This window comes from Mycobacterium sp. E3247 (assembly GCF_001667785.1).
GTDB lineage: Bacteria > Actinomycetota > Actinomycetes > Mycobacteriales > Mycobacteriaceae > Mycobacterium.
The window spans coordinates 28577-47430 of the sequence record NZ_LZJG01000554.1 but is presented as its reverse complement, the minus strand read 5'-3'; the positions used below and the strand labels follow the sequence as shown (position 1 = coordinate 47430).

General features: G+C 66.1%; 21 protein-coding genes, 1 tRNA gene and 1 pseudogene. 13 read left to right on the top strand and 10 right to left on the bottom strand.

Translation table 11 applies throughout. From position 1 onward, the window contains the following. Positions 1-34: 34 nt before the first annotated feature. The 3 genes from A9X04_RS28470 (at position 35) to A9X04_RS32500 (ending at position 1934) form a co-directional block, all read left to right on the top strand. Complete coding sequence (locus A9X04_RS28470) at positions 35-607, top strand: DUF6611 family protein (RefSeq protein WP_156764581.1); 573 nt, start codon at positions 35-37, stop codon at positions 605-607. Between the two features lie 259 nt (positions 608-866). Next, positions 867-1829, top strand: a complete 963-nt coding sequence (locus tag A9X04_RS28465) for an SDR family NAD(P)-dependent oxidoreductase (RefSeq protein ID WP_197509473.1) — start codon at positions 867-869, stop codon at positions 1827-1829. 18 nt (positions 1830-1847) lie between these two features. Continuing rightward, the gene (locus A9X04_RS32500) at positions 1848-1934 is read left to right on the top strand and encodes a 50S ribosomal protein bL37 (RefSeq protein WP_369807572.1); all 87 of its coding nucleotides are present in this window, start codon (positions 1848-1850) and stop codon (positions 1932-1934) included. 10 nt (positions 1935-1944) lie between these two features. On the opposite strand, the gene A9X04_RS28460 is transcribed toward A9X04_RS32500, so the two are convergent. Further along, positions 1945-3462 (bottom strand): cell wall metabolism sensor histidine kinase WalK, encoded by a 1518-nt coding sequence (locus A9X04_RS28460; protein ID WP_067928252.1) that lies wholly within the window; start codon positions 3460-3462, stop codon positions 1945-1947. Next, positions 3459-4232, bottom strand: a complete 774-nt coding sequence (locus A9X04_RS28455) for a response regulator transcription factor (protein WP_067928248.1) — start codon at positions 4230-4232, stop codon at positions 3459-3461. The genes A9X04_RS28460 and A9X04_RS28455 overlap by 4 nt, the downstream gene beginning before the upstream one ends. Positions 4233-4675: 443 nt before the next feature. Between A9X04_RS28455 and A9X04_RS28450 the strand changes: the two genes are divergently transcribed. Further along, on the top strand, positions 4676-6046 hold the full coding sequence (locus A9X04_RS28450) for a PPE domain-containing protein (RefSeq protein ID WP_067928245.1): 1371 nt from the start codon (positions 4676-4678) through the stop codon (positions 6044-6046). An 80-nt stretch (positions 6047-6126) separates the two neighbouring features. Here the strand turns inward: A9X04_RS28450 and A9X04_RS28445 are convergent, their stop codons facing one another. The 4 genes from A9X04_RS28445 to A9X04_RS28430 form a co-directional block, all read right to left on the bottom strand. Further along, on the bottom strand, positions 6127-6411 hold the full coding sequence (locus A9X04_RS28445; RefSeq protein ID WP_067928241.1) for a WXG100 family type VII secretion target: 285 nt from the start codon (positions 6409-6411) through the stop codon (positions 6127-6129). A 44-nt stretch (positions 6412-6455) separates the two neighbouring features. Then, the gene (locus tag A9X04_RS28440) at positions 6456-6752 is read right to left on the bottom strand and encodes a WXG100 family type VII secretion target (RefSeq protein WP_007168951.1); all 297 of its coding nucleotides are present in this window, start codon (positions 6750-6752) and stop codon (positions 6456-6458) included. Positions 6753-6914: 162 nt separating this feature from the next. After that, positions 6915-8072 carry a PPE domain-containing protein gene (locus tag A9X04_RS28435; RefSeq protein ID WP_067928239.1) on the bottom strand — a complete coding sequence of 386 codons (1158 nt, stop codon included), beginning with the start codon at positions 8070-8072 and terminating at the stop codon, positions 6915-6917. A 59-nt stretch (positions 8073-8131) separates the two neighbouring features. After that, positions 8132-9034 carry a PE domain-containing protein gene (locus tag A9X04_RS28430; RefSeq protein ID WP_067928236.1) on the bottom strand — a complete coding sequence of 301 codons (903 nt, stop codon included), beginning with the start codon at positions 9032-9034 and terminating at the stop codon, positions 8132-8134. Between the two features lie 356 nt (positions 9035-9390). Here A9X04_RS28430 and A9X04_RS28425 point away from each other — a divergent pair. Next, positions 9391-9464 (top strand) — tRNA-Leu (locus A9X04_RS28425). Between the two features lie 248 nt (positions 9465-9712). Here A9X04_RS28425 and A9X04_RS30720 read toward each other — a convergent pair. Beyond that, the gene (locus A9X04_RS30720; RefSeq protein ID WP_156764580.1) at positions 9713-9967 is read right to left on the bottom strand and encodes a hypothetical protein; all 255 of its coding nucleotides are present in this window, start codon (positions 9965-9967) and stop codon (positions 9713-9715) included. 277 nt (positions 9968-10244) lie between these two features. On the opposite strand from A9X04_RS30720, the gene A9X04_RS30120 reads away from it, so the two are divergent. Next, positions 10245-10661: a hypothetical protein gene (locus A9X04_RS30120; RefSeq protein WP_156764579.1), complete on the top strand. Its 417-nt coding sequence runs from the start codon at positions 10245-10247 to the stop codon at positions 10659-10661. Positions 10662-10813: 152 nt separating this feature from the next. Further along, positions 10814-11329 (top strand): hypothetical protein, encoded by a 516-nt coding sequence (locus tag A9X04_RS28420; RefSeq protein WP_156764578.1) that lies wholly within the window; start codon positions 10814-10816, stop codon positions 11327-11329. A 250-nt stretch (positions 11330-11579) separates the two neighbouring features. On the opposite strand, the gene A9X04_RS28415 is transcribed toward A9X04_RS28420, so the two are convergent. Then, positions 11580-12473: a hypothetical protein gene (locus A9X04_RS28415; RefSeq protein ID WP_231985841.1), complete on the bottom strand. Its 894-nt coding sequence runs from the start codon at positions 12471-12473 to the stop codon at positions 11580-11582. A gap of 466 nt (positions 12474-12939) precedes the next feature. On the opposite strand from A9X04_RS28415, the gene A9X04_RS28410 reads away from it, so the two are divergent. From A9X04_RS28410 to A9X04_RS28395, 4 genes are all read left to right on the top strand, one after another. Further along, entirely contained in the window at positions 12940-13410 is a 471-nt protein-coding gene (locus A9X04_RS28410; protein ID WP_067928231.1) for a hypothetical protein, read from the top strand. 145 nt (positions 13411-13555) lie between these two features. Continuing rightward, positions 13556-13858 (top strand): hypothetical protein, encoded by a 303-nt coding sequence (locus tag A9X04_RS28405; protein WP_197509471.1) that lies wholly within the window; start codon positions 13556-13558, stop codon positions 13856-13858. 70 nt (positions 13859-13928) lie between these two features. Next, a complete protein-coding gene (locus A9X04_RS28400) occupies positions 13929-14297 on the top strand; it encodes a DUF732 domain-containing protein (protein ID WP_067928229.1) in 369 nt (122 codons plus the stop codon). A gap of 98 nt (positions 14298-14395) precedes the next feature. Beyond that, positions 14396-15622: a methyltransferase gene (locus A9X04_RS28395; RefSeq protein ID WP_067928227.1), complete on the top strand. Its 1227-nt coding sequence runs from the start codon at positions 14396-14398 to the stop codon at positions 15620-15622. Between the two features lie 4 nt (positions 15623-15626). On the opposite strand, the gene A9X04_RS28390 is transcribed toward A9X04_RS28395, so the two are convergent. After that, on the bottom strand, positions 15627-16643 hold the full coding sequence (locus tag A9X04_RS28390) for a chemotaxis protein CheB (RefSeq protein ID WP_067928224.1): 1017 nt from the start codon (positions 16641-16643) through the stop codon (positions 15627-15629). A gap of 273 nt (positions 16644-16916) precedes the next feature. Between A9X04_RS28390 and A9X04_RS28385 the strand changes: the two genes are divergently transcribed. Further along, positions 16917-17699: a hypothetical protein gene (locus A9X04_RS28385; RefSeq protein ID WP_067928290.1), complete on the top strand. Its 783-nt coding sequence runs from the start codon at positions 16917-16919 to the stop codon at positions 17697-17699. A gap of 3 nt (positions 17700-17702) precedes the next feature. After that, a pseudogene (locus A9X04_RS32495) lies at positions 17703-17873 on the top strand (hypothetical protein); the annotation flags it as partial. Here A9X04_RS32495 and A9X04_RS28380 read toward each other — a convergent pair. Beyond that, a complete protein-coding gene (locus A9X04_RS28380; protein WP_067928222.1) occupies positions 17817-18830 on the bottom strand; it encodes a VOC family protein in 1014 nt (337 codons plus the stop codon). The pseudogene A9X04_RS32495 and the gene A9X04_RS28380 sit on opposite strands and share 57 nt — an antisense overlap. Between the last annotated feature and the right edge of the window lie 24 nt (positions 18831-18854).

Genomic DNA, 18854 nt, shown 5'->3' with positions numbered 1-18854 from the left:
GTGGGCGCCGTGCGCTCGGCGTAGACCCAAAACCATGCGTGACGCTCACGACCGAACCGTTGAACGCGTAGTTGCCCAGCCGACCCAGGCACCAATTGCTGGGCTGGGTTGGTTGTCGCGCCTGCTCGACGGCGCGCACCCATGGGGATCGTATGAGGCCGTGGTCAGCCGGTACGGGGTTCGCCGCTATAGCCTGATCATCTACCCACCCGGAGTCAGTACCACTGATCGGCGGCTGGCACGGCTCTGGCGTGCTTGGCCGATAACCGCCGCCGCACTGATGCTGCTCGGTGTCATGGTGTTCGGCAATGCGACGACCTCACCCGGTGCCGTGCTGACAGTCGCTGCGGTCGCCTACCTGAGTACCAGCATGCTCCTCTTCTTACGGGCCGGGCCCCGCAGCGTCCGAGCCAGATCGTTGTCGATCATCCTCATGCCCAACACCGGCGACGTGCGGGAGCTGCGCAGGTACATGCAGTGGCGAGCGCTGGTCGAAATGCTCATTGATGCCGACCGCATGTTGGCGAGTCATGAAATCTCACCGGTCGAGCATGAGGCCACCTGGTGGGAAGCCTATGAGAGCGTCGCGGCGTTCGCGGATGTCTGACGCCCTGGTGCAATTCCCGATGCCGTTGCCGCGGCGGCGACCTTGTTAACCGTCTTCTGCGTGGTCACAACAATCGCCACCGTCTGGTTGAGGAAGCGCCGGCACGGCGTTAACAACGCGTCAGGGAAAGCAACATTCGCATCAAGAAATCGACAGTTGCATGGCGTACGTGCCCTGCCGCAGGCTGCCATGGAGTCATGACCCGTACCGCTGCTGTCGCCATTGCAGTGCCTTCGGTGCTGGAGCGCTACGGTGCGGGTTGGGACGACGAGCCACCGTCGCGTGGCTCAATCATCTTCTGAACCTTGCTCTTCGGCACGTAGCGGTTCGGATCGCTCCGTCAATTCGTCCTCTCATTCCATGGTGGCCGCAGTTGGTCCCGCCATACCTGAAAGCTGTTATTCGCATGATCAATTCGAAATCTCTGGTAGTTCTCGTCACCGGTGCCACCGACGGCATCGGGTTTGCGACCGCCCGCCGATTCGTCGACGAGGGCGCGACCGTCTATCTGCACGCCCCAGACCACGACAGTGGTGAAGACGCGATGACGCGTTTGGTCAAAGACGGCGCGGAACCGTTGCGCCTGTTTTTGGTCGTTGCCGACTTCACCCGCCTCAAGGAGGTTGCTGAGTTGGGTGACATGCTCACAGCGACCCTGCCGGCCCTGGATCTGCTGGTCAACAACGCCGCGGTCTTTGCCGCGGAGCGGCGCACCCACACACAAGATGGCACGGAGCTGACCTTCCAGGTCAACTATCTCGCGCCCTATCTACTGACCACCAAATTGACGCCCCGGCTCGTCGCGAGTGGCGGACGAGTACTCAACGTCTCTTCGGTGATGCACCGCGGCGGAACCATCAAGTGGAAGAATCTGGCCGGCGAGCAGTATTGGCCGCTGGCGGCCTACGCGCAATCCAAGCTGGCGCTGACGATGTACACCAAGACTCTGGCCGAGACTGTCGGGGATTCGTTCACCGCGTTGAGCGTCGATCCCGGCGTCTTCGACACTCGGCTGCTGCCCATTTACGGTCGCGTCGGTCAGGTGGCCGAGGAGGCTGCTCCGATACTCACCACGCTTGGATCGCCTGACTACGGCGTGATGAATGGTGGCTTCTACGAAGGCCTGCGGCCCGGAAAGACTGCAGCGCTGATCGATAACCCGCGGGCTCGCGACCGACTGGCAAAGCTCAGCGCGCGCCTTGTCGCGTCTGCGTTGCGCTAAAGGTAAGGGAGGCAAGCGATGTCCAAGCGAGCCGACAAGAAGCGCGCCCGCCGGAAGAAAAAGGCCAACCACGGGAAGCGGCCTGCGTCTGGCAGCCCCCGATGACGGTCACACCCTAGGCGCCGGGGCCCGCGATCATCGGGATCCGCACCCGGAAAACCGTTCTGCCCTCGGCGGATTCGGCGGTGACGGAGCCGTGGTGGGCCTTGACGATCGAATCGACGATGGCCAGGCCCAGCCCGGTGCCCGAGCTGTTGAGCCTCGAATTGTCGGCCCGGGCAAAACGTTCGAACAAGCGGGGCAGCAGCTCGGGGTCGATGCCCGGCCCGTCGTCGGTGACGCTCAGTTCCGCGACGGGGCCGCCGGGCCCGTCGCGGTGGCAGGCGATCGCAGTCGTGACGGTGACCCCCGGCGGGGTGTGCACCCGGGCGTTGTTGAGCAGGTTGCTGACCAGCTGGTGTAGCCGCGCATGATCGCCGCGGACCCACACCGGCTCGTCGGGCAGGTCCTTCACCCAGTGGTGCGTGGGCGCCGCGACCGCCGCGTCGTTCACGGCGTTGACCACGAGCTCGGCCAGGTCGACGTCCTCGCTCTGCAGGTCTTGCCCTTCGCCGAGGCGGGAGAGCAGGAGCAGCTCGTCGACCAGCAGCGTCATGCGCCGCGCTTCGGACTCGATGCGGGCCAGCGCGTATTCGGTGGTCGGCGGCAACTCGGAGCTGTCCTGGCGGGTGAGTTCGGCGTATCCCTGAATCGCCGCCAGCGGCGTGCGCAGTTCGTGGCTGGCGTCGGTGATGAATTGCCGCATGCGCAGATCGGATTCGGCACGCTGCGCCAGCGCACTGTCGACGTTGTCGAGCAGCCTGTTCAGGGTGTGGCCGACGATGCCGACCTCGTTCTGCTGGTTGGTGTCCCGCGGTCTCACCCGGACGCTGATGCGGTGGTCGTCGTCGGTGAGCGGCATGGCGGCGACTTCGGCCGCGACGCCGGCCAGCCGGCGCAGCGGCCGAAGGGTGTAGCCGACGACCCACACGGTGAGCCCGGCGGTGACCGCCAGAGCGGCCGCGATGAGCACGGTGGTGGTGAGCTGCTTGCGCGCGATGATCTGGTCGGCGAGATTCAGCGACACCCCGGCGATCAGGACGTCGGATCCGTCGACGTGGCTGTTGAGCCGGTAGAACCCGAGGCTGCGCAGGTTTTCGGTCCGTGGCGGCCCCTCGCCCCATGACTGCGCTTCGATGGCGCGAACCACGTCGGCGGGCGCCGGCCGCGCCTCGGCTTCCGAGAACACCGCCGATCCGATGACGGTCCCGTTGTGCAGCACCACGATCAGGTTCCCCGGCGTCTGGTCGGGGAACTGCAGCATCGCCTGGTCCAGCGGCTTGGCACCGGCGGACGGATTGCGTTCGCCCTCAAGGTATTTGGCGTAGGAGTGGCCCAGCGCGTCCAGGGAACCGGCGACGTCGGCGTCGCTCATCGAGGTGACGTAGCCGCGCAGGCTCAGCACGGAGACGATTCCCACCGTCATCAGCACCACGCTGACCACGGCCAGTACGCCCAACAGCAATTGGCGCCGCAATGAACGGGGTAGCCACCGCGGAAGGTCTCCGGCCAGGGCATCCCGGTCCGTGGTCATTCCGGTGGCCGCAGCATGTACCCGACACCGCGCACGGTGTGAATCATGGGTTCCCGGCCGGAGTCGATCTTCTTCCTCAGGTACGAGATGTAGAGGTCGACGATGCTGGTGCGGCCGGCGAAGTCGTAGTTCCAGACGCGGTCGAGGATTTCGGTGCGGCTCAATGCGCGGCGGGGGTTGCGCATGAGAAAGCGCAGCAACTCGAACTCGGTCGAGGACAGCGATATCTGGGTGCCGTCGCGGGTCACCTCGCGGCTGGCGGTGTCGACCCTCAGGTCGCCGACTTTGAGGGTTTCGGCGGCCGGCGGCGTCTGCTGGCCCGAACGGCGCAGCAATCCGCGCAGCCGGGCGACGAGCTCTTCGAGGCTGAACGGCTTGGTCATATAGTCGTCGGCGCCCGCGGTCAGGCCGGTGACCCGGTCCATGACGGAGTCCCGCGCCGTCAGGAAGAGCGTCGGGGTATACGGCTCGGACTGGCGGACGCGTTCCAGGATCCGCAGCCCGTCGACGTCGGGAAGCATGATGTCGAGCACCAGGACGTCGGGGTTGACCTTGTCGAACTTCGCCAGCGCTTCGCGCCCGTTGTGGGCGATGTCGACAACCCAGCCCTCGTAGTGCAACGCCATCTTCACCAGGTTGGTCAGCGCCGGCTCGTCATCGACCAGTAGGACCCTGATCGGAGACCCGTCGGCGCGGTAAATCCTGGGTAGCTGCCCGAGGATGGCTTGGCGAGGGCGCTGGCCTCCCGCGTATCCCGACATTGCCGTCATGTCCCTCCATTCTGGCAAATCACACACCGAACTGTCACGGAGCTCATAGAAACCTCAAATGTGCGGATGTCGGCCGCGTCACATCACATGTCGCTCAAATATGAGTTTCATATGTGTCGCATCAGCCAGCTTGAGATGAGCTGAGTTCCCAAAAATACTGGGATGCATGGTCGTTGGTCTGGCGGGCCAGAGTATTTGCGAGGTTAGGCTCTCCAAATCGTCGGCGCAAGAGTCGATTTCGGTAATCGAATCCCGTGTTATCGCGACGCGCACCGTCGGTGCCGAACGCGTACCCACGACGGCCGGGGACGACGACGTCTCCAATTGTCGTTAAGAGCAAGTTACGTGGTGTTACGAATCCTGGTCGTCTGAAACGTTTTTCAGAGGTCCGGGCCGGCGGAACGCCGCTTCGACTGCGGTCACTCAACTAGCAAAGGAAAGCAATGGACTTTGGCGCGTTGCCTCCGGAGGTCAATTCCGGCCGGATGTATGTGGGGCCCGGGCCAGCGACGCTGCTGACCGCGTCGGCGGGATGGGACTCGCTGGCCCTGGAGCTGAACTCGGCGGCCGGTGGCTATGAGTCGGTGATCACGACCCTGACGGACGAATGGCTGGGGCCGACATCGACGGTTATGGCCGCCGCGGTCGCTCCCTACGTGGTGTGGCTGCGGGCCACCGCGGAGCTGTGCGAGCAGTCGGCGACCCAGGCCACCGCCGCGGCGGCGGCCTACGAAGCGGCGTACGCGATGACGGTGCCGCCCCCGCTCATCGCCGCCAACCGTGCCCGCCTCATGGCGTTGATCGCCACGAACGTCCTGGGGCAGAACACGCCGGCCATCATGGCGACCGAGGCCGAATACAGCGAGATGTGGGCGCAGGATGCGACCGCGATGTACACCTACGCCGCCAGCTCCGCCTCCGCGTCGACCTTCGGCGCCTTCGCGCCGCCGCCGCCGCAGACGACCAATCCGGGCGGCATCGCCGGCCAGGCCGGCGCGGTGAGCCAGGCGACCGGCACCCAGGCCGGCAGCGCCGCCCAGACGGCGTCATCGCAGGTGATGTCCAGCGTTCCGCAGGCGCTGCAGAGTATGTCGACGCCCGGGTCCACGTCCGGCGCGGGCCTGTCGCAGGCGGCGGTGGGCACCGGGGCGTCATTGGGAACGTCCGGGGCCTCAAGTCCCCTCAGTGCGCTTTCCAGCTTGACCGGCACGTCGAAGAGCGCGACGAAGACGGCCAGCACGGGCCTGAGCGCCGCGTCGGGTCTGGGGACGGCTCTCGGCGGCACCGCCGGCACGGGGGATGCGGCCGGGCTGGCCTCGGACGTGGTCGGCGTGGGATCCGATTTCGCCGGCCTGGGCGGGGATGGCGCGGGTTTGGGCGCCGACGGCGCCGGAATCGGGATGGACGTGTACGGCCTGGGAATCGACCTGCAGGGTGCGGGCTCGATCCTCGGGGCCGAAGGCGGTGCGGTCCCCGGGTTGGGCGGCCTCGGGGACGCGGCCGGCCTGGGAGCCCTCGGGCCGGTCGGGGGCCTCGGCGAAGGCGCGTCGGCGGGCGTGGGCCAGGCGGCCTCGTTGGGAACGTTGTCGGTGCCGCCGAGTTGGGCAGACACCGTCTCGTCGGTGACACCGCTGCCCGCCGCCCTCGACGCCAACGTCGCGCCGGCCGGGTGGGGCGCGGGGCCGACGGCGCCGCAGGCCACCGGAATCTCCAAGCTGCCGCTGGGCGCCATGGTCGGGCGTGAGTCCGACGGCGGGGTTCACCGGATCGGGTTCCGTCCCTCACTGATTCCGCGTTCGCCGGTGGCCGGATAGCCCGGCCCGCAAGGGTTTCCGAACAAACCGAAAGGGCCCGCACACCACGGTGTGCGGGCCCTTCGAGTGAGGACGCGGTGTCAGGCCCAGCTGGACCCGACGGCGCTGTCGGTGCTGGCCATGTTGCTGCCGGCGCTCTGCACCTTCTGGCCGTGGGAGTTGGCCTGCTCGTAGATCACCTGGAAGTTACGACCCAACTGGGTGATGAACTCCTGGCAGGCCACCGAACCGGCACCGCCCCAGAAGTCACCGGCAGCAAGCACATCGCGAACGATGGCCTGGTGCTCAGCCTCCAGAGACGCGGCCTGGGCCCGGATCAAGGCACCGTGGGCGTCGACATCGCCGAACTGGTAGTTAATGGTCATTGCTTAACTCCTTAAAAGTGTTGGACAGCAGTAGTTTTCGGCTGCTAGCTGCTCAGGATCTGCTGCGAAGCCTGCTCTTGCTGCTCGTAGTTGTTCGCGTCGCGGATCAGCCCGTCGCGCACCCCGTGGAGCATGTTGACGATGTTGCGGAAGGCCTGGTTGACCTGACCCATGGTGTCGTACGAGGTGGCCTGCGCCTGACCGCTCCAGCCCGAACCGGCGATGTTCATCGACGACGCCCACATCTTGCGGGCCTCGTCCTCGACGGTCTGCGCGTGAACCTCGAAGCGGCCCGCCATCGCCCGCATTTCGTGCGGGTCGGTCATGAAACGTGTTGCCATGTTGCTTTCTCCTTGTCCTTCAAGCCTTCAGTGTCGAAGTCTTAACAGTTGCAATTGATGCGGTGGTGGCCGCGCTATGGATAGATTACGGCCAACCGGTTAACTGATCGCCTCAAACGGGTGACATATACCCCCTAAATTCCCGTATCGGTGGTTCCGACATCAGACAACAACCTGCTTGGGCATGACGATCGGCTTGAAGCCGTATCGCGGCCCGGTGCCGTAGGCGCCTGCGCCCTTGGCCGCCGCGGCCATTCCCGGCATGCCGGGCATCGCGGCGACCGGTTCCGCCTCGGCCGCGGCCGTCCACCCGGAGCCCTCGAGGGGTGCGGTGGAGGATGCCAACGACGCCGGGGCGGCCGCGTTCCAGCCGGCCGGCACGGACAGCCCGCCGACCGCGGAGGCCTCGCCCAGGGCGGCCGACGCTCCCGCACCCGATACCGAGCCCACCATGGTGCCCTGAACCATCCCGCCGGCGAGCGGCGTGACGGAGTCGGTGAGGGCGAAGGGGATCGACGGCACGGAGCCCAGCGTGTGACCCAGCGAGACCGCCGTGGGGATGGTGTTGCAGACCCACCATGCCGCGGTGTTCACGCTGCCGTTGATGGCGTTGAGGACCGACGGCGTGCCGAGGAAGTTGTCGATCGAGGACAGCCAGCCCGTGGTGGTGAAGGGCAGGGTGGGGGCCGCGGCGGCCGCGTCGGCGGCAGTGGGAGCCAACGCCTGGGCCGTGCCAAGCGTCGAGTCCGCGGCGAGGGCGGTGCTGCCCGCGGCCGCGGCGGTCGCCGGGTTGGTGGTCGACGCCAGCGGCGTGACCGGCGTGAGGACCCCAGCCGCCAGCGAGGCGGCCTGGTAGGCGGCCATCGCGGCGGCGTCCTGGGCCCACATTTCGGCGTACTGCGCGTCCAACGCGGCGATCTCGGCGGCGACGGTGGGGATGACGGCGAACGGCAACAATGCCGCCTGCGTGGTTCTGTTGGCGATGACCAGTTGTGGCGGGACCACTGCCGCGTACACCGCCTCGAAGGCCGCCGCCGACGCGGTGGCCTGGGCGCTGGCCTGCTCGAGCGTCGCCGCGGTCTCGGTCAGGTAGGTGATGATGGGCTGGGCCGCGGCGGCCGCCGCCGCCGACCCTCCCCCCGTCCAATTCTCGGTGGTCAGCAGCGAGACGATCGACTCCCACTGGGTCGCCGTGGTGCTGATCTCGGCACCGAGGTTGGCGTACGCAGCGGCGGCCGCCATCAGGGGCGCCGAGCCCGCGCCGGAGTAGATGAGCGAGGAGGTGATCTCCGGGGGAATTGCTGCAAAGTCAAGAACCATTTGTGTTTCCTGCTCCTTTTGTCTTTTGGAATTCGAAGTCGGTGCGGATTACCCGAGGGCTAGACGGTCGCCGGTTTCGGCATGACGATCGGCTTGACGCCGTAGCGCGGCGCGCCGAAGCCGGCGCTGTTGCGCGCGGCCGCGCCCATCCCCGGCATTCCGGGGATGACGGTCCCCGTGCCGGCCTGCGGGGCCGCGGCGGTCCAGCCCACGGTCTCGAGCGGCGCGGCGCTGGTGCCGACCACCGGGGTGGCCTGGCCGGCCCAACTCGGCGGCACCGAGAGGCTGTTGACCATGGTCGCGGAGCCCATCGAGGCCACCGGCATGGCGCCCACCCCGGCCATGCCCCCGCCGGCCACGGGCGCCGTGACGTCGGCCAGGCCCGCCGCGTCGGCGGCCGATCCGGCGGCGTCGGCCGCGGAGGTGTCCAGCAGTCCGCCACCGGCCAGACCCAGTAGGTCCGAACCGGCGGAGGCCCAGTTGCCGACGCCGATGTTGCCGATGTTGGCGCCGTTGCTCGACAGGCCGAAGATCCCACCCAGCATGCTCGGGTTGGTGCCGTTGCCTGTGCTGCCGAGCAGGTACGAGAGCCAGTCGAGCGGGGTGTTCGAGGAAGCAGTGGCTGTGGGGTCTGCGGCGAGGGGGGCGGCGTTCAGCGCTTGAAGGCTGGATTGCGCGGCGTTGACGGCCTCGGTGTTGCTGTAGCTGCCGGAGCTGATGCCGAGGGTCTGCGCGTAGTTTTCCAGCAGCGTCTGGGCCTCGGCGGCGATGGTCTGGTACTGGGCGCCGTACGCCGTGAAGATGGCCGCTTGCTGGGCCGACACCGGGTCAGCGCCCGCAGGGATGATCGCCGTCGTCGCCGGCGCCGCACCCGCGTTCTGCGCCGCCAGGTTGGTGTTGATTCCCGACAGCAGCTGCTCCGCAGCTAACATCTCTTGTGTCTGTGTCGTCAAAAATGCCATCGATTTGCTCCTAGTGTTCGGAACGGCCGACCCCCATGCGGTGGATCGACCCTGAGTGTTCGCGTAACGGCCCCTGTGCGTTGGCGTAACACTAACGACCCCCGACTCCACGTTCCCGGCCGAAAGGGCCGGGGTGACAGCCGTTTACGGCTTCTTAACGATGAGGGCGGCAGTTTTAACATGGTCCTGCCGGACGACATGGCGGCGTGATCTGTCATCTGCCGGAAAGCCGTGGTTAAGGCGCGTGGGCGCGGATCCTAGCCGATGCCCTGCAGTGCCGCATGTGGGCGATTTCGCTCGATACGGCGGGATGCGGTGTCCGGGATTCGGCGGCCGCGCGCTAGATTCGCCGCCGAGCCCCCATAGCCCAATTGGCAGAGGCAGCGGACTTAAAATCCGTCAAGTGTCGGTTCGAGTCCGACTGGGGGCACCGGCGTCGGTGGCCGCCGGCCGCCCTGGTTGGCCACACTTTCGGCGACATGGTCCAGGTCGCTGCGAACAAATCGCTGTACATCGAGCGTCATGACCGCGCTGGCATACCCCGGCATCCGCTGCACTACCTTCGGGTTGGCCCCGGCATGGATCATCCGCAGAGCGGCAGCCTCGCCCCATCGCAAGCCGCCAACCCCCAGCAGCAGCACTAGGGAACGGTAGCGGTCTGCCTTGTCGGCCAGGAGTCTAAGTTGGTCGGCGGGTAGATGGACATTCGTTCTCGCTGACCGCGGCAGACAACTGGTCCTCTTTGCCCAAGAACTCCAAATCCACGTTTCCGTCCGGTTGCTCCCGAAGGTGCATATGCAGGAAATAAACGCCGGTTAAGACCGCGTCTGTCTTCTTTTCACCCGACGAATAGTGGAAGTCTTGCTCGATTCCTATCATGCGTTCGGTCAGGATCTTCGCGTCTGATTTGACGTCATATGTTTTGTAGCCCAAGGCAAATACGTTGCTCTCATTTCGAGGGAGTCGAGAGCGTAAGACTAGCGTCGGTAGATCAAATGGTTCACCGGTTTTCCGAAACATCCGAATCGTTCTTAGCAAGGCGAGACCCCTCCCGTTGCCGTTCGGGGTGACTGGCCGACTGCTGATCGCGTACTTCCGATTCATTTGGGCACTAGGGCCCGAGCTGTCGGGGCCGAACGGCCCTTGCGTGCTGGTGGCGATGGCGGACCCTTAATGTCTATCCGGCAAATGGCTCCCGAGGGGGCACCCGATGAAGATCACCGCGAAACGTGCAGCAGCAGTTCACCGCCATACCCGCTCAGGCGTCAGAAGGCTGTGGCTGGCCGCCGCTTGCGTGTGGCTGTTGGGCGCCGCCCTGTTAATCACTCTGCTGGGCTCAGGCCTGCTGGCGGCGCCGTCAACGCGTGCCACTGTGACAGTGTTCACTATGTGCCCTGACGGCCATGAGGGCGTGGCTGGCGGTCACACCAGTTGTCCTTTCGCCAGGAACGTCCACGACAAATTCACTGCAGGCGGGCTTCACTTCCTGGCTTATTCGCCCACGACTGATCAGTGGTATGAGGTGTTCTGTGACCCCACCAAGCGTCCTGCATATTTCGAGAACGGCATGATCGTCGATTCTTGGAACTGCTACGCCGGTGACAACGCTGAAGTTGTCGTCTGGTAGCTACCAACGAAAAGCACAATGTGCGGGCCCAATCCTGAGCCGGCCGGCGCGATAGTGACGTAGGTCTTTAACCGTTCGTAAGGCGCAGCCCTTGTCTCAACCGAGGTCCGAAGTCCCTAGTCACCGTGCCCGCACCAGACGAGTGTTGCGTCATGAACCGGCTCGCCTGCGTCACTGCGACTGTCGCGTTGACGTCCATGGTCCCGACCATTCCGGCCCGTGCTGATCCGGCCGTCACGCTACGTGACCTGCTACCGGCCGGCTACAGCAGCGATACCTGCCAAGCCATTGATCGTGGGACGGCCGTGGCCGCAATGAGTTGTGGGCCTAACTCGTTCGCGGGCGGGCCGACGTCGGCGGTCTATCAAATTTTCGGTGACCAGGCAACGCTGCAGAAGGCTTTCTCGGCGGTGGTCAATGGCGTGGATTGGACCGCTACGACGTGTCCCGGGGCGAAGTCTCCCGATCCCATTCGACTCCGAATCTCCGACGGAACCACGTACGGGTCTGTTGCCTGTGGCCGGGCGCGCACCTTCCAGACCGACCGCGATGGCGCCGTGGTGTGGACCAAGGACACCGACAACTTTCTCGGCGTGGCATGGGCCGCCTACCAGGGCCAGTCCTATCCGGCGAACCTGTACGCGTGGCTACAAGCACAGGTGACCTGAAGCCTTCGATCGCGGTTACCGGATCGCCGACGAGTTCGCGGACCGCTCGGCGGCCGAAACGGTGTCGCGTACCGCCATTCGGACATCGCGATCTTCACCCGCGACGTTCTCGTTCTCCCGCCGGCGAGCGTGTACAGAGGCCAGAGGCCTGGTCTCCCTCGCGGTCGACAACACCGGTGCGGTGCATTGCCAGGCGTAGGGCAATCACGGCTTCATCGTCTCCGCCGACCGCGACGTGCTCTGGTAGCGGCTAGGGCGTCCAGGCGAAGGCATCGACGCCGGTGTCAACGCGCTTGGGATTGCGGTTGTCGAAATCGGTTACCACCAACGCCTTTTCCGGAGAGGTGTCGAGGTAGGCCACGAAGTTGCCGGCGCCCCACGCCGGTCCTTGGCCGCTTGCTTCGACGTCAGTCGCCGTCGTACGCGGCATGTAGTCCGCCTTGCCGAGAATTTGGATCGCCTTCGACGAGTCCGAGGGGCCCGGCTTCGTGAATGCCACCGCACCGGAGTCCAGCACGGCGATGTCGCTGTAGTTCGAACCCTGTTGCGTGAACACGATTGTGGGCTGGGCGCCAGCCTTGTCGGCTGGGACGGAGTAGATGCCGCCGGTACGCAGAGCGAAGGGAATACTTGTGAAATCCGGACCCGAAGCGTCACCGGTGGTGAACAGTATGGTCTGCCCGTCCTTGCCATAGGTCACCGAGAACGCATTCGTGCCGGCCGCGACCCGTCTGGATGCGCCGCCGACCACGAGCACATTGACATCGACAGGCCGCACGTCGCTGCGCGAGTTGACCCACACGATGTCGCCGCCGTCGGGTGACCACGCGAAGTCGGGTACGGCGAACAGCGGCGGTTCTGCGGGCACCAGCGCGCCATTGTCCGTGGCCGCGACGAGCAGGCGGCCACCGTTGATGATCCCGTCAGCGGGGTGGTCGACGAAGGCCACCTGTTGTCCCTTCGGCGACCATCTGGGGCTTGCGATCATGGTCGGTCCCTCGTCGGGGACCTGCGGAATTTTCGCCGGGTCCACGAGCCGCCGCGGCGGACCGACGGGCATGAGCTCTTGCGAGAGGTCCTGCACCCATAACTCACCGCCGTAGTCGTCACCCTTCACCTTTCGCACGAACGCGACGTGCGCCAAGTCGGGCGATGGCGCGGGCTGGGTGTCCGCAGGGCCGTCCGTCAGCTTGCGCCCCGGCTCGCCCGCAGGCGCGCTGACGTACAGCGACCCCGCCTTGGCGTAGAACAATGCGCCGGCCCGGTTGGACACCGGAGCAGACGATGACGTCGGGGTGACCGGCGACGGCGCGGAGTGTGGGGTGCCTCCGGTCGAATGGCACGCGGAAAGCAGCACGGCAAGCAGTGCCGCTGACCGCCGGCCACGACGCCAGAACATGGGCGTCACCATAACTGGCTTGCTAGGCCCGGACGAGAACTCCGGTGGGAAGGGGACTTTGGTCCCTTGTCGAGTCCGACTGGGCACCGAGCGTCCGTGCAGTTCAACGCATCGTACGCGGTAGTTTGAGCAAATCTGGGTCGTCTTCCTATCGGAGGTAGAGCCTTTATGCCCTGTCTGACTGGCGTCGCGGGGGCGAAGGATCACCAGGGTGATCAAGCAAGCCATTGGGGTCGTTGCGGTGGTTCTTCTCATCGCGGGGTGTTCAACTCGGACACACACCGGCGGGGGCACCACCACCACGACAACGCCGCATTCCCAGGCCGTGCGCGAATGGGTCGAGCTGACCAAAGACCACATGCAGGACCTGGGAATCGCCATGGGCAAGGCCACCTTCGCCATCGGCAGCCAGGATTACCCCGGCCTCGGGGCGGCCTGCCACGATGGCCATGAGGCGGCGAGTTTCCTGCAGGGCCACCTGCCGTCTCCTGACAAAGAACTCACCACGGCGCTGCAAGCCAGCCTCGACGACTTCGACGCCGCGTCCCACTTCTGCGTCGCCGCGGTCGAGGACAAGGATGCGAACGAGGCCCGCCATGCGGGGGAGTTCATGAATTCCGCGGAGGGGCATCTGTCCACCGCCACCGCCATCCGCGATCGCGTCCTCAACGAACACCCGTAGGTCATCGGTCGAGCGGGCCTAAAGGCGCTCGACGGAATGCGACGAAGGGTCCGGTGCGGGAGGACCTTGGCCCCTATGCCCGGTTACGGGGGAGTCGCGACAGTGAAACCACACGACTTCGTGGCTACCGAGAGAGGGCAATGACATGAATCGCGAAATCAGCAAATTCTTCTGCGGAGCGTTCGCCGGAATCGCCTATGCGCACGCGGGCTACGCCGTCGCCGCATCAGCCGGCATCATCGACGAGCCCATCTTCCTCGGCAGGAAGTGGGGCGTCGGGTTCATGTGGACGGAGGCCGTTGTCTACACGGCGATCAGCGCGGCCCTCGGATACGCCGGGTGGCGTTCACAACCCGTCGCGCTGCGCGACATGAGCGCGCCGCAGACCAACGGGCAGTCCGCGCAAGGGGCGGCCGGGGCGAAAGTATCGGTATCTTCGCCGAATTGACCGGGTCGCCGACGGCGCGGGGACGCAGTAGTCCGCACCGAAGGTCCGCAAAGAAGGGATGCCCAGCCGGATGAACGTCCCGCGTGGGAAGCGATGGGTGGTCGCCTGCGTGCTCCTGCTGTCCGCCACCGCGGCGCTTTGTTCGGGGTCGGCGTCGGCGGATCCGGTCGATGATGCGTTCATCGCGTCGCTGGTGAATTACGGGATCGAGGTCCGGGACAGCGGCACCGCGATCGCCATGGCGCACCGGGTGTGTACGGGATTCGACAACAACGCGAATGCAAGCGTTTTGGCGATGAAGGTGATGCGCGACACCGACCTCACGATGCGGGAGTCCGGTTATTTCATCGGCCTGTCGGTGGCCGCCTACTGCCCGCAGTACCGCGGGCTCATCGACACCTCGCTGATCTGGCTGATACCGGGTCCCCCGCTGATGTGAACGCGAACGCCGGTCATCGCGGCATACCGTCGGCGGGCCGACCGAGGCCAAGCACAGTAAGTTGGTCGCGACCGCCACCGCGAAGGAGTTGCGCCGAAGTGACCGACGATCCGCGGGCCGACGATGTTTCCCGCCAATACGATCGGTGGGAATATCCGCCTCCCGTGACCGACCTCGCGGCATGGAGCACGAACCACTGGGATTGGTTCGATCCCTTCTGGGCGCACCGGGTGTTGTGGCCCGACCGGGGCTACAAGCCGGATCTCGACATTCTCATCGCGGGCTGCGGCACCTTCCAGGCGGCCCTGATCGCGTTCATGAACCGCGCCGCCACAGTGGTCGCCATCGACGTCAGCCGGTCGGCGCTGAAGCACCAGCAATACTTGAAGGACAAGCACGGGCTCGACAACCTGGAATTGCGTCTGCTTCCCATCGAAGAAGTGGCGACGCTGTCCCGCGACTTCGACCTGATCGTCTCCACCGGCGTCTTGCACCACATGGCGGAGCCGCTGGCCGGCCTCAAAGCGCTGGGCGGACGTCTGCGCGCCGATGGGGTGCTGGCCGTCATGCTTTACGCGAAGTACGGCCGCATCGGCGTCGACATGCTCGAATCGGTGTTTCGCGACCTCGGACTAACGCAGGACGATGCATCGGTCCAAATGGTCAAAGAGGCGATCACGGTGCTACCGGCGGATCACCCGGTGCGGTCCTACCTCAACCGCGCGAACGATCTGATGTCCGACGGCGCCCTGGTCGATACGTTTCTGCACAGTCGCCAGCGAAGCTACACCGTCACGGAATGCCTGGACCTGGTCAGCTCCGCCGGGCTGGCATTCCAGGGATGGTTTCACAAAACGCCTTACTACCCGCACGATTTCGTCGCGCCGGCGAGCCGGTTCCAGGCCGTGCTGGACCGGCTCCCGGACGTCGAACTGTGGTCCGTCATGGAACGGCTGCAGCCGGCCAACGCCACCCACTTCTTCATGGCCTGTCGCCCGGAACGTCCGAAAGAGCATTACGCAATCGACTTTTCCACGGCTGAAGCGTTCGATTACGTCCCGCTGCTGCGCACGGCATGCCTACTGTCCGGCGACGAGATCCATTTGCCCGGCGCGAAGTTGAAGCTCAACCCGGCCCAGCTGCCCTTCGTCCAGCAGGTCGACGGCCGCCGCACGATTCGGGAGATCATCGAGTCCATGGCACAGCGTGACGATGTCGGGCCGGAAAACGCCGGTCTGGTAAAGGAATTCGGACGCAAGTTGTTCCAGTCGCTGTGGCGTCTCGACTTCTTGGCGATGGCGCTGAACACCGGCGCGTCCGGCTAGCCTTTCACGACGACGCCTCGGTGGTCCCGTTGTTGCCGGCCTTGGCCGCCAGAAGGCCCTGGCGCAGCGCGGCGATCGCGTGCGCGGCCTGGTTCGCCGCGGCGGTGTAGCCTTCCAAATCGACTGCGCTCTCCGCATTTTCGGCCAAGGTGCGAGACAGTCGCGCGGTGTCCTTCAGGGTGCGGATGGCCGCCCAGACCGCTTCCTCGAGTTCGTCGCCGTAAGCCACCAGCAGCGCCTGTGCGGTCCATGCGTGCCCGACCTGGCAGCGGTACCCGTTGTCGGCAACGGCCATCAGCGCGCCGTTGCAGCTGGGGCAGGTGTACCCGGTCGGCGGGCCCAGGTCCTCCATGCCGACCGCCGCCGCGAATTGGCTGTCCATTGCGATCTGGTTCTCCAACTCGAGCCGCCCGTCCGGGTCCGCCGCCGGCTCTTCGATGTTCCGGCCGGCCAGCTCGGCGAGCAGGCTCCCGATGTCCTTGGCCGCCGCGGTGTGATCGGCCACGGAGGCCTTGATGGCGTTGTTCGGCAGATCGGGAAACAGCGCGTCCGCCGGTTCCTGGACCACGGTGACTCCTCCCTTCGCCTTGATGGCGCGCAGCCCGGCCACGCCGTCGTCGAGCAGGCCCGACATCAGGACACCGATTGCCCTGGGGCCGTAGTCCAGCGCGACCGACCGGAAAAGCGCATCGATCCCCGGTCGGCGACCGCTCTCCCACGGACCATCCGACAGGGCTATCCGGTGGTCGCGGGCAAGCAGATGGTGATCGGGCACGGCGGCGTAAATACGTCCGGCCTCCAGGACCGCGCCGTCGACGGCCGCGACCGCCGGCAATGGACCGCACCTGCCGATGATCTGGGCCAGCAGCGAAGGCGCTCCCCGGCTCATGTGGATGACGATCATGACAGCGAACGGGAAGTCGGCCGGCATGCCCGCCGCCAGTTCACACAACGCTTCGATGCCTCCTGCGGATGCACCGATCGCCACCACGCCCACAGCCGGTGTCGCCGTGCGTTCCATAGCTCGACCCAGCCTCACCCTGTCCTGGCTGACAGCTTCCGGAGCCCGCCACCGCCTGCAAACGTCTGGGTCAAGACTGACGCCGGCTGGGCATGACGCCAAGGGTCGTAAGGCCCCTACTACTTGGCGCGGGCGCACGCCGAGGAAAGCGCTTGGTGGCGCGGTGATCACGGTGGTCAGCCCGGACTCGACGGTGCGCGGTTTGGCCCGCGGACCAAATTTCTGGCCTGCCGCCGGCGGCGCGGCGATCCGCCACTCATAGACTGGCGCATCGTGGGCATGCTGTTTGGTCTTGCTTCGTGGATCGTTTATTGGGTGCTCGTCGGCAACGTGCCGTTCGGCGCCGCCGTGTTGACCGCTCTGGCGGTCGCGGTCATCGCCATGGTGATCGGGGCGGTCGGCGGCAAGCCGGAGCGAACGCTCGAAATCGGTTCTGTCGCAGTCTTTGTGGTTCTGGTGGCGCTGACCTTCGCGCTGGGCGACACATTCGCCCGGCGGTGGATGCTGCCGCTCAGCACCGGAGGCTTCCTCATGGTGGCGCTGGTCGGCACGCTGACGGGCAGGACCTTCGTGCGCGCGTTCGCCGCCGCGGAACAACCCGCCGACGTCGTGAAGACCGAACTGTTCGGCCGGACCGTCCGCGTCCTGAGCTGGATCTGGGTGGCGACGGTGGCCAGCATGACGGTGTCGTCGGCGATCCCGCCGATCCTGCGGGGCGACGCCACGATCCGGGACACCGGGACCCCGTTGTCGTACGTGTGCTACTGGCTGATTCCGTTCACGCTGCTGGGTCTGGCGGCGCTGGCCTCGCGATTCCTCCCCGCGCGGATGCTGATCGGCGTCGATGACCTCGAGCGCGAGACCTCGTTCGTCGCCTACGACGAAGCCACCATCGACGAGCTGTACTTCCTCGCGCAGGAACACGCCAACCGGGAGGTCGGCCCCGGCAAGGAGGCCTACAACGTCAAGGTCGGGGGCATGGGCATCCCGTTGACCGGGGACGAATCGCGCAAGTCGTGGCCGTCGACCTACAAGGTGCGCGACAAGCGGCGCTGACCGGTGCGCGGGCAGCTAGTCGTCGGCGACCCGCTTCGCCCGGCTTCGCCGCGCTCGCGATCGCCGCTAGTCGTCGGCGACCCGCTTCGCCCGGCTTCGCCGCGCTCGCGATCGCCGCTAGTCGTCGGCGATGCCCGGCGCGCTGAGCGCCGCGACGGTGTCTTCCCGGTGCCGTAGCGAGCGGGTGGCCGCCGCGAACTGGTGGAGCTTGGCGATGACGGCCTGCCCTTCCGGCCGGTGGCCCCAGATGCTGATGCCCTGGTGGGTGGTGGGGCTCCAGGTCGCTTCGTCGACGACGATCGGGTTCCAGCCCACCTCCCATTCGAAGCCCGACGGCGTCGCCGCGTAGTAGGAGAGCTCCTTGTCGTTGGTGTGCTGCCCGATCGACAGGGCCATGCCGAAACCCAGTGCCTTGACCCGCTGGTAGGAGGTGACCATATCGTCGAGGGCCGCGACCTGCACGTTGACGTGCTGGACGCGGGTGCGAATCGGGTTGATCGGCAACGCGTTCACCGATGCGATCGCCACCGAATGGTGTCGGTCGTTGACTCGCAGGAACCGGATCTTGAACCGCATTCCGCTGATGGTCTCGTCGATGTAGTCCGAAAGCCGCGCGTCGAAGACGTGGTTGTAATAGCCGCGCACCTCGTGGGGCTTCTTCGTGGTGAGGGCGACGTGGCCCATTCCGCCTGTGCCGGTGACGAATCCGCTGCCCGGGATGTCCAGGGACAGCGGCGCGCTGCGGGCGGTGGTGTAGATCTCCTGGGCGAGTCCGTTCGGGCCGGGGAACCGCAGGAAGCGCTCGACCCCGCGCAGCTTCGCCTCTTCGTCGCTGCCCTCGACGCTGGGCACCCCGTGGTCGGCGACGCGGCGACTGATCTCGTCGAACGTTGCGTGACCGTCGAGCTGCCAACCGAGCGCGACGACGTCTTCCGCCGGCCCCCGTCGCAGCAGCACGCGACACTCGTTGTCGTCGAGGCGGAACCGGACGGTGTCGGGCGCCATCTCGTCGAGGTGCATGCCGATCGCGTCGCGGCCGAAGCGCTTCCAGTCGCTGATCTTGTCGGTTTCGATCACGACATAACCCAGGTGCGCATTGCCGAACACCGAGGGCCGGTGGGTGGTAGACATGTTGATCCTTGTAATTGATTGCAG

Bases quoted from the DNA above. Each gene is read 5' to 3' on its own strand.
- A9X04_RS28435 (WP_067928239.1), bottom strand. From the start codon at position 8,072: ATGGTTCTTGACTTTGCAGCAATTCCCCCGGAGATCACCTCCTCGCTC.
- A9X04_RS28420 (WP_156764578.1), top strand. From the start codon at position 10,814: ATGAACCGGCTCGCCTGCGTCACTGCGACTGTCGCGTTGACGTCCATG.
- A9X04_RS28445 (WP_067928241.1), bottom strand. From the start codon at position 6,411: ATGACCATTAACTACCAGTTCGGCGATGTCGACGCCCACGGTGCCTTG.
- A9X04_RS32500 (WP_369807572.1), top strand. From the start codon at position 1,848: ATGTCCAAGCGAGCCGACAAGAAGCGCGCCCGCCGGAAGAAAAAGGCC.
- A9X04_RS28405 (WP_197509471.1), top strand. From the start codon at position 13,556: ATGAATCGCGAAATCAGCAAATTCTTCTGCGGAGCGTTCGCCGGAATC.
- A9X04_RS28460 (WP_067928252.1), bottom strand. From the start codon at position 3,462: ATGACCACGGACCGGGATGCCCTGGCCGGAGACCTTCCGCGGTGGCTA.
- A9X04_RS30120 (WP_156764579.1), top strand. From the start codon at position 10,245: ATGAAGATCACCGCGAAACGTGCAGCAGCAGTTCACCGCCATACCCGC.
- A9X04_RS28380 (WP_067928222.1), bottom strand. From the start codon at position 18,830: ATGTCTACCACCCACCGGCCCTCGGTGTTCGGCAATGCGCACCTGGGT.
- A9X04_RS28430 (WP_067928236.1), bottom strand. From the start codon at position 9,034: ATGGCATTTTTGACGACACAGACACAAGAGATGTTAGCTGCGGAGCAG.
- A9X04_RS28455 (WP_067928248.1), bottom strand. From the start codon at position 4,232: ATGACGGCAATGTCGGGATACGCGGGAGGCCAGCGCCCTCGCCAAGCC.
- A9X04_RS28470 (WP_156764581.1), top strand. From the start codon at position 35: ATGCGTGACGCTCACGACCGAACCGTTGAACGCGTAGTTGCCCAGCCG.
- A9X04_RS28440 (WP_007168951.1), bottom strand. From the start codon at position 6,752: ATGGCAACACGTTTCATGACCGACCCGCACGAAATGCGGGCGATGGCG.
- A9X04_RS28450 (WP_067928245.1), top strand. From the start codon at position 4,676: ATGGACTTTGGCGCGTTGCCTCCGGAGGTCAATTCCGGCCGGATGTAT.
- A9X04_RS28400 (WP_067928229.1), top strand. From the start codon at position 13,929: ATGAACGTCCCGCGTGGGAAGCGATGGGTGGTCGCCTGCGTGCTCCTG.
- A9X04_RS28390 (WP_067928224.1), bottom strand. From the start codon at position 16,643: ATGGAACGCACGGCGACACCGGCTGTGGGCGTGGTGGCGATCGGTGCA.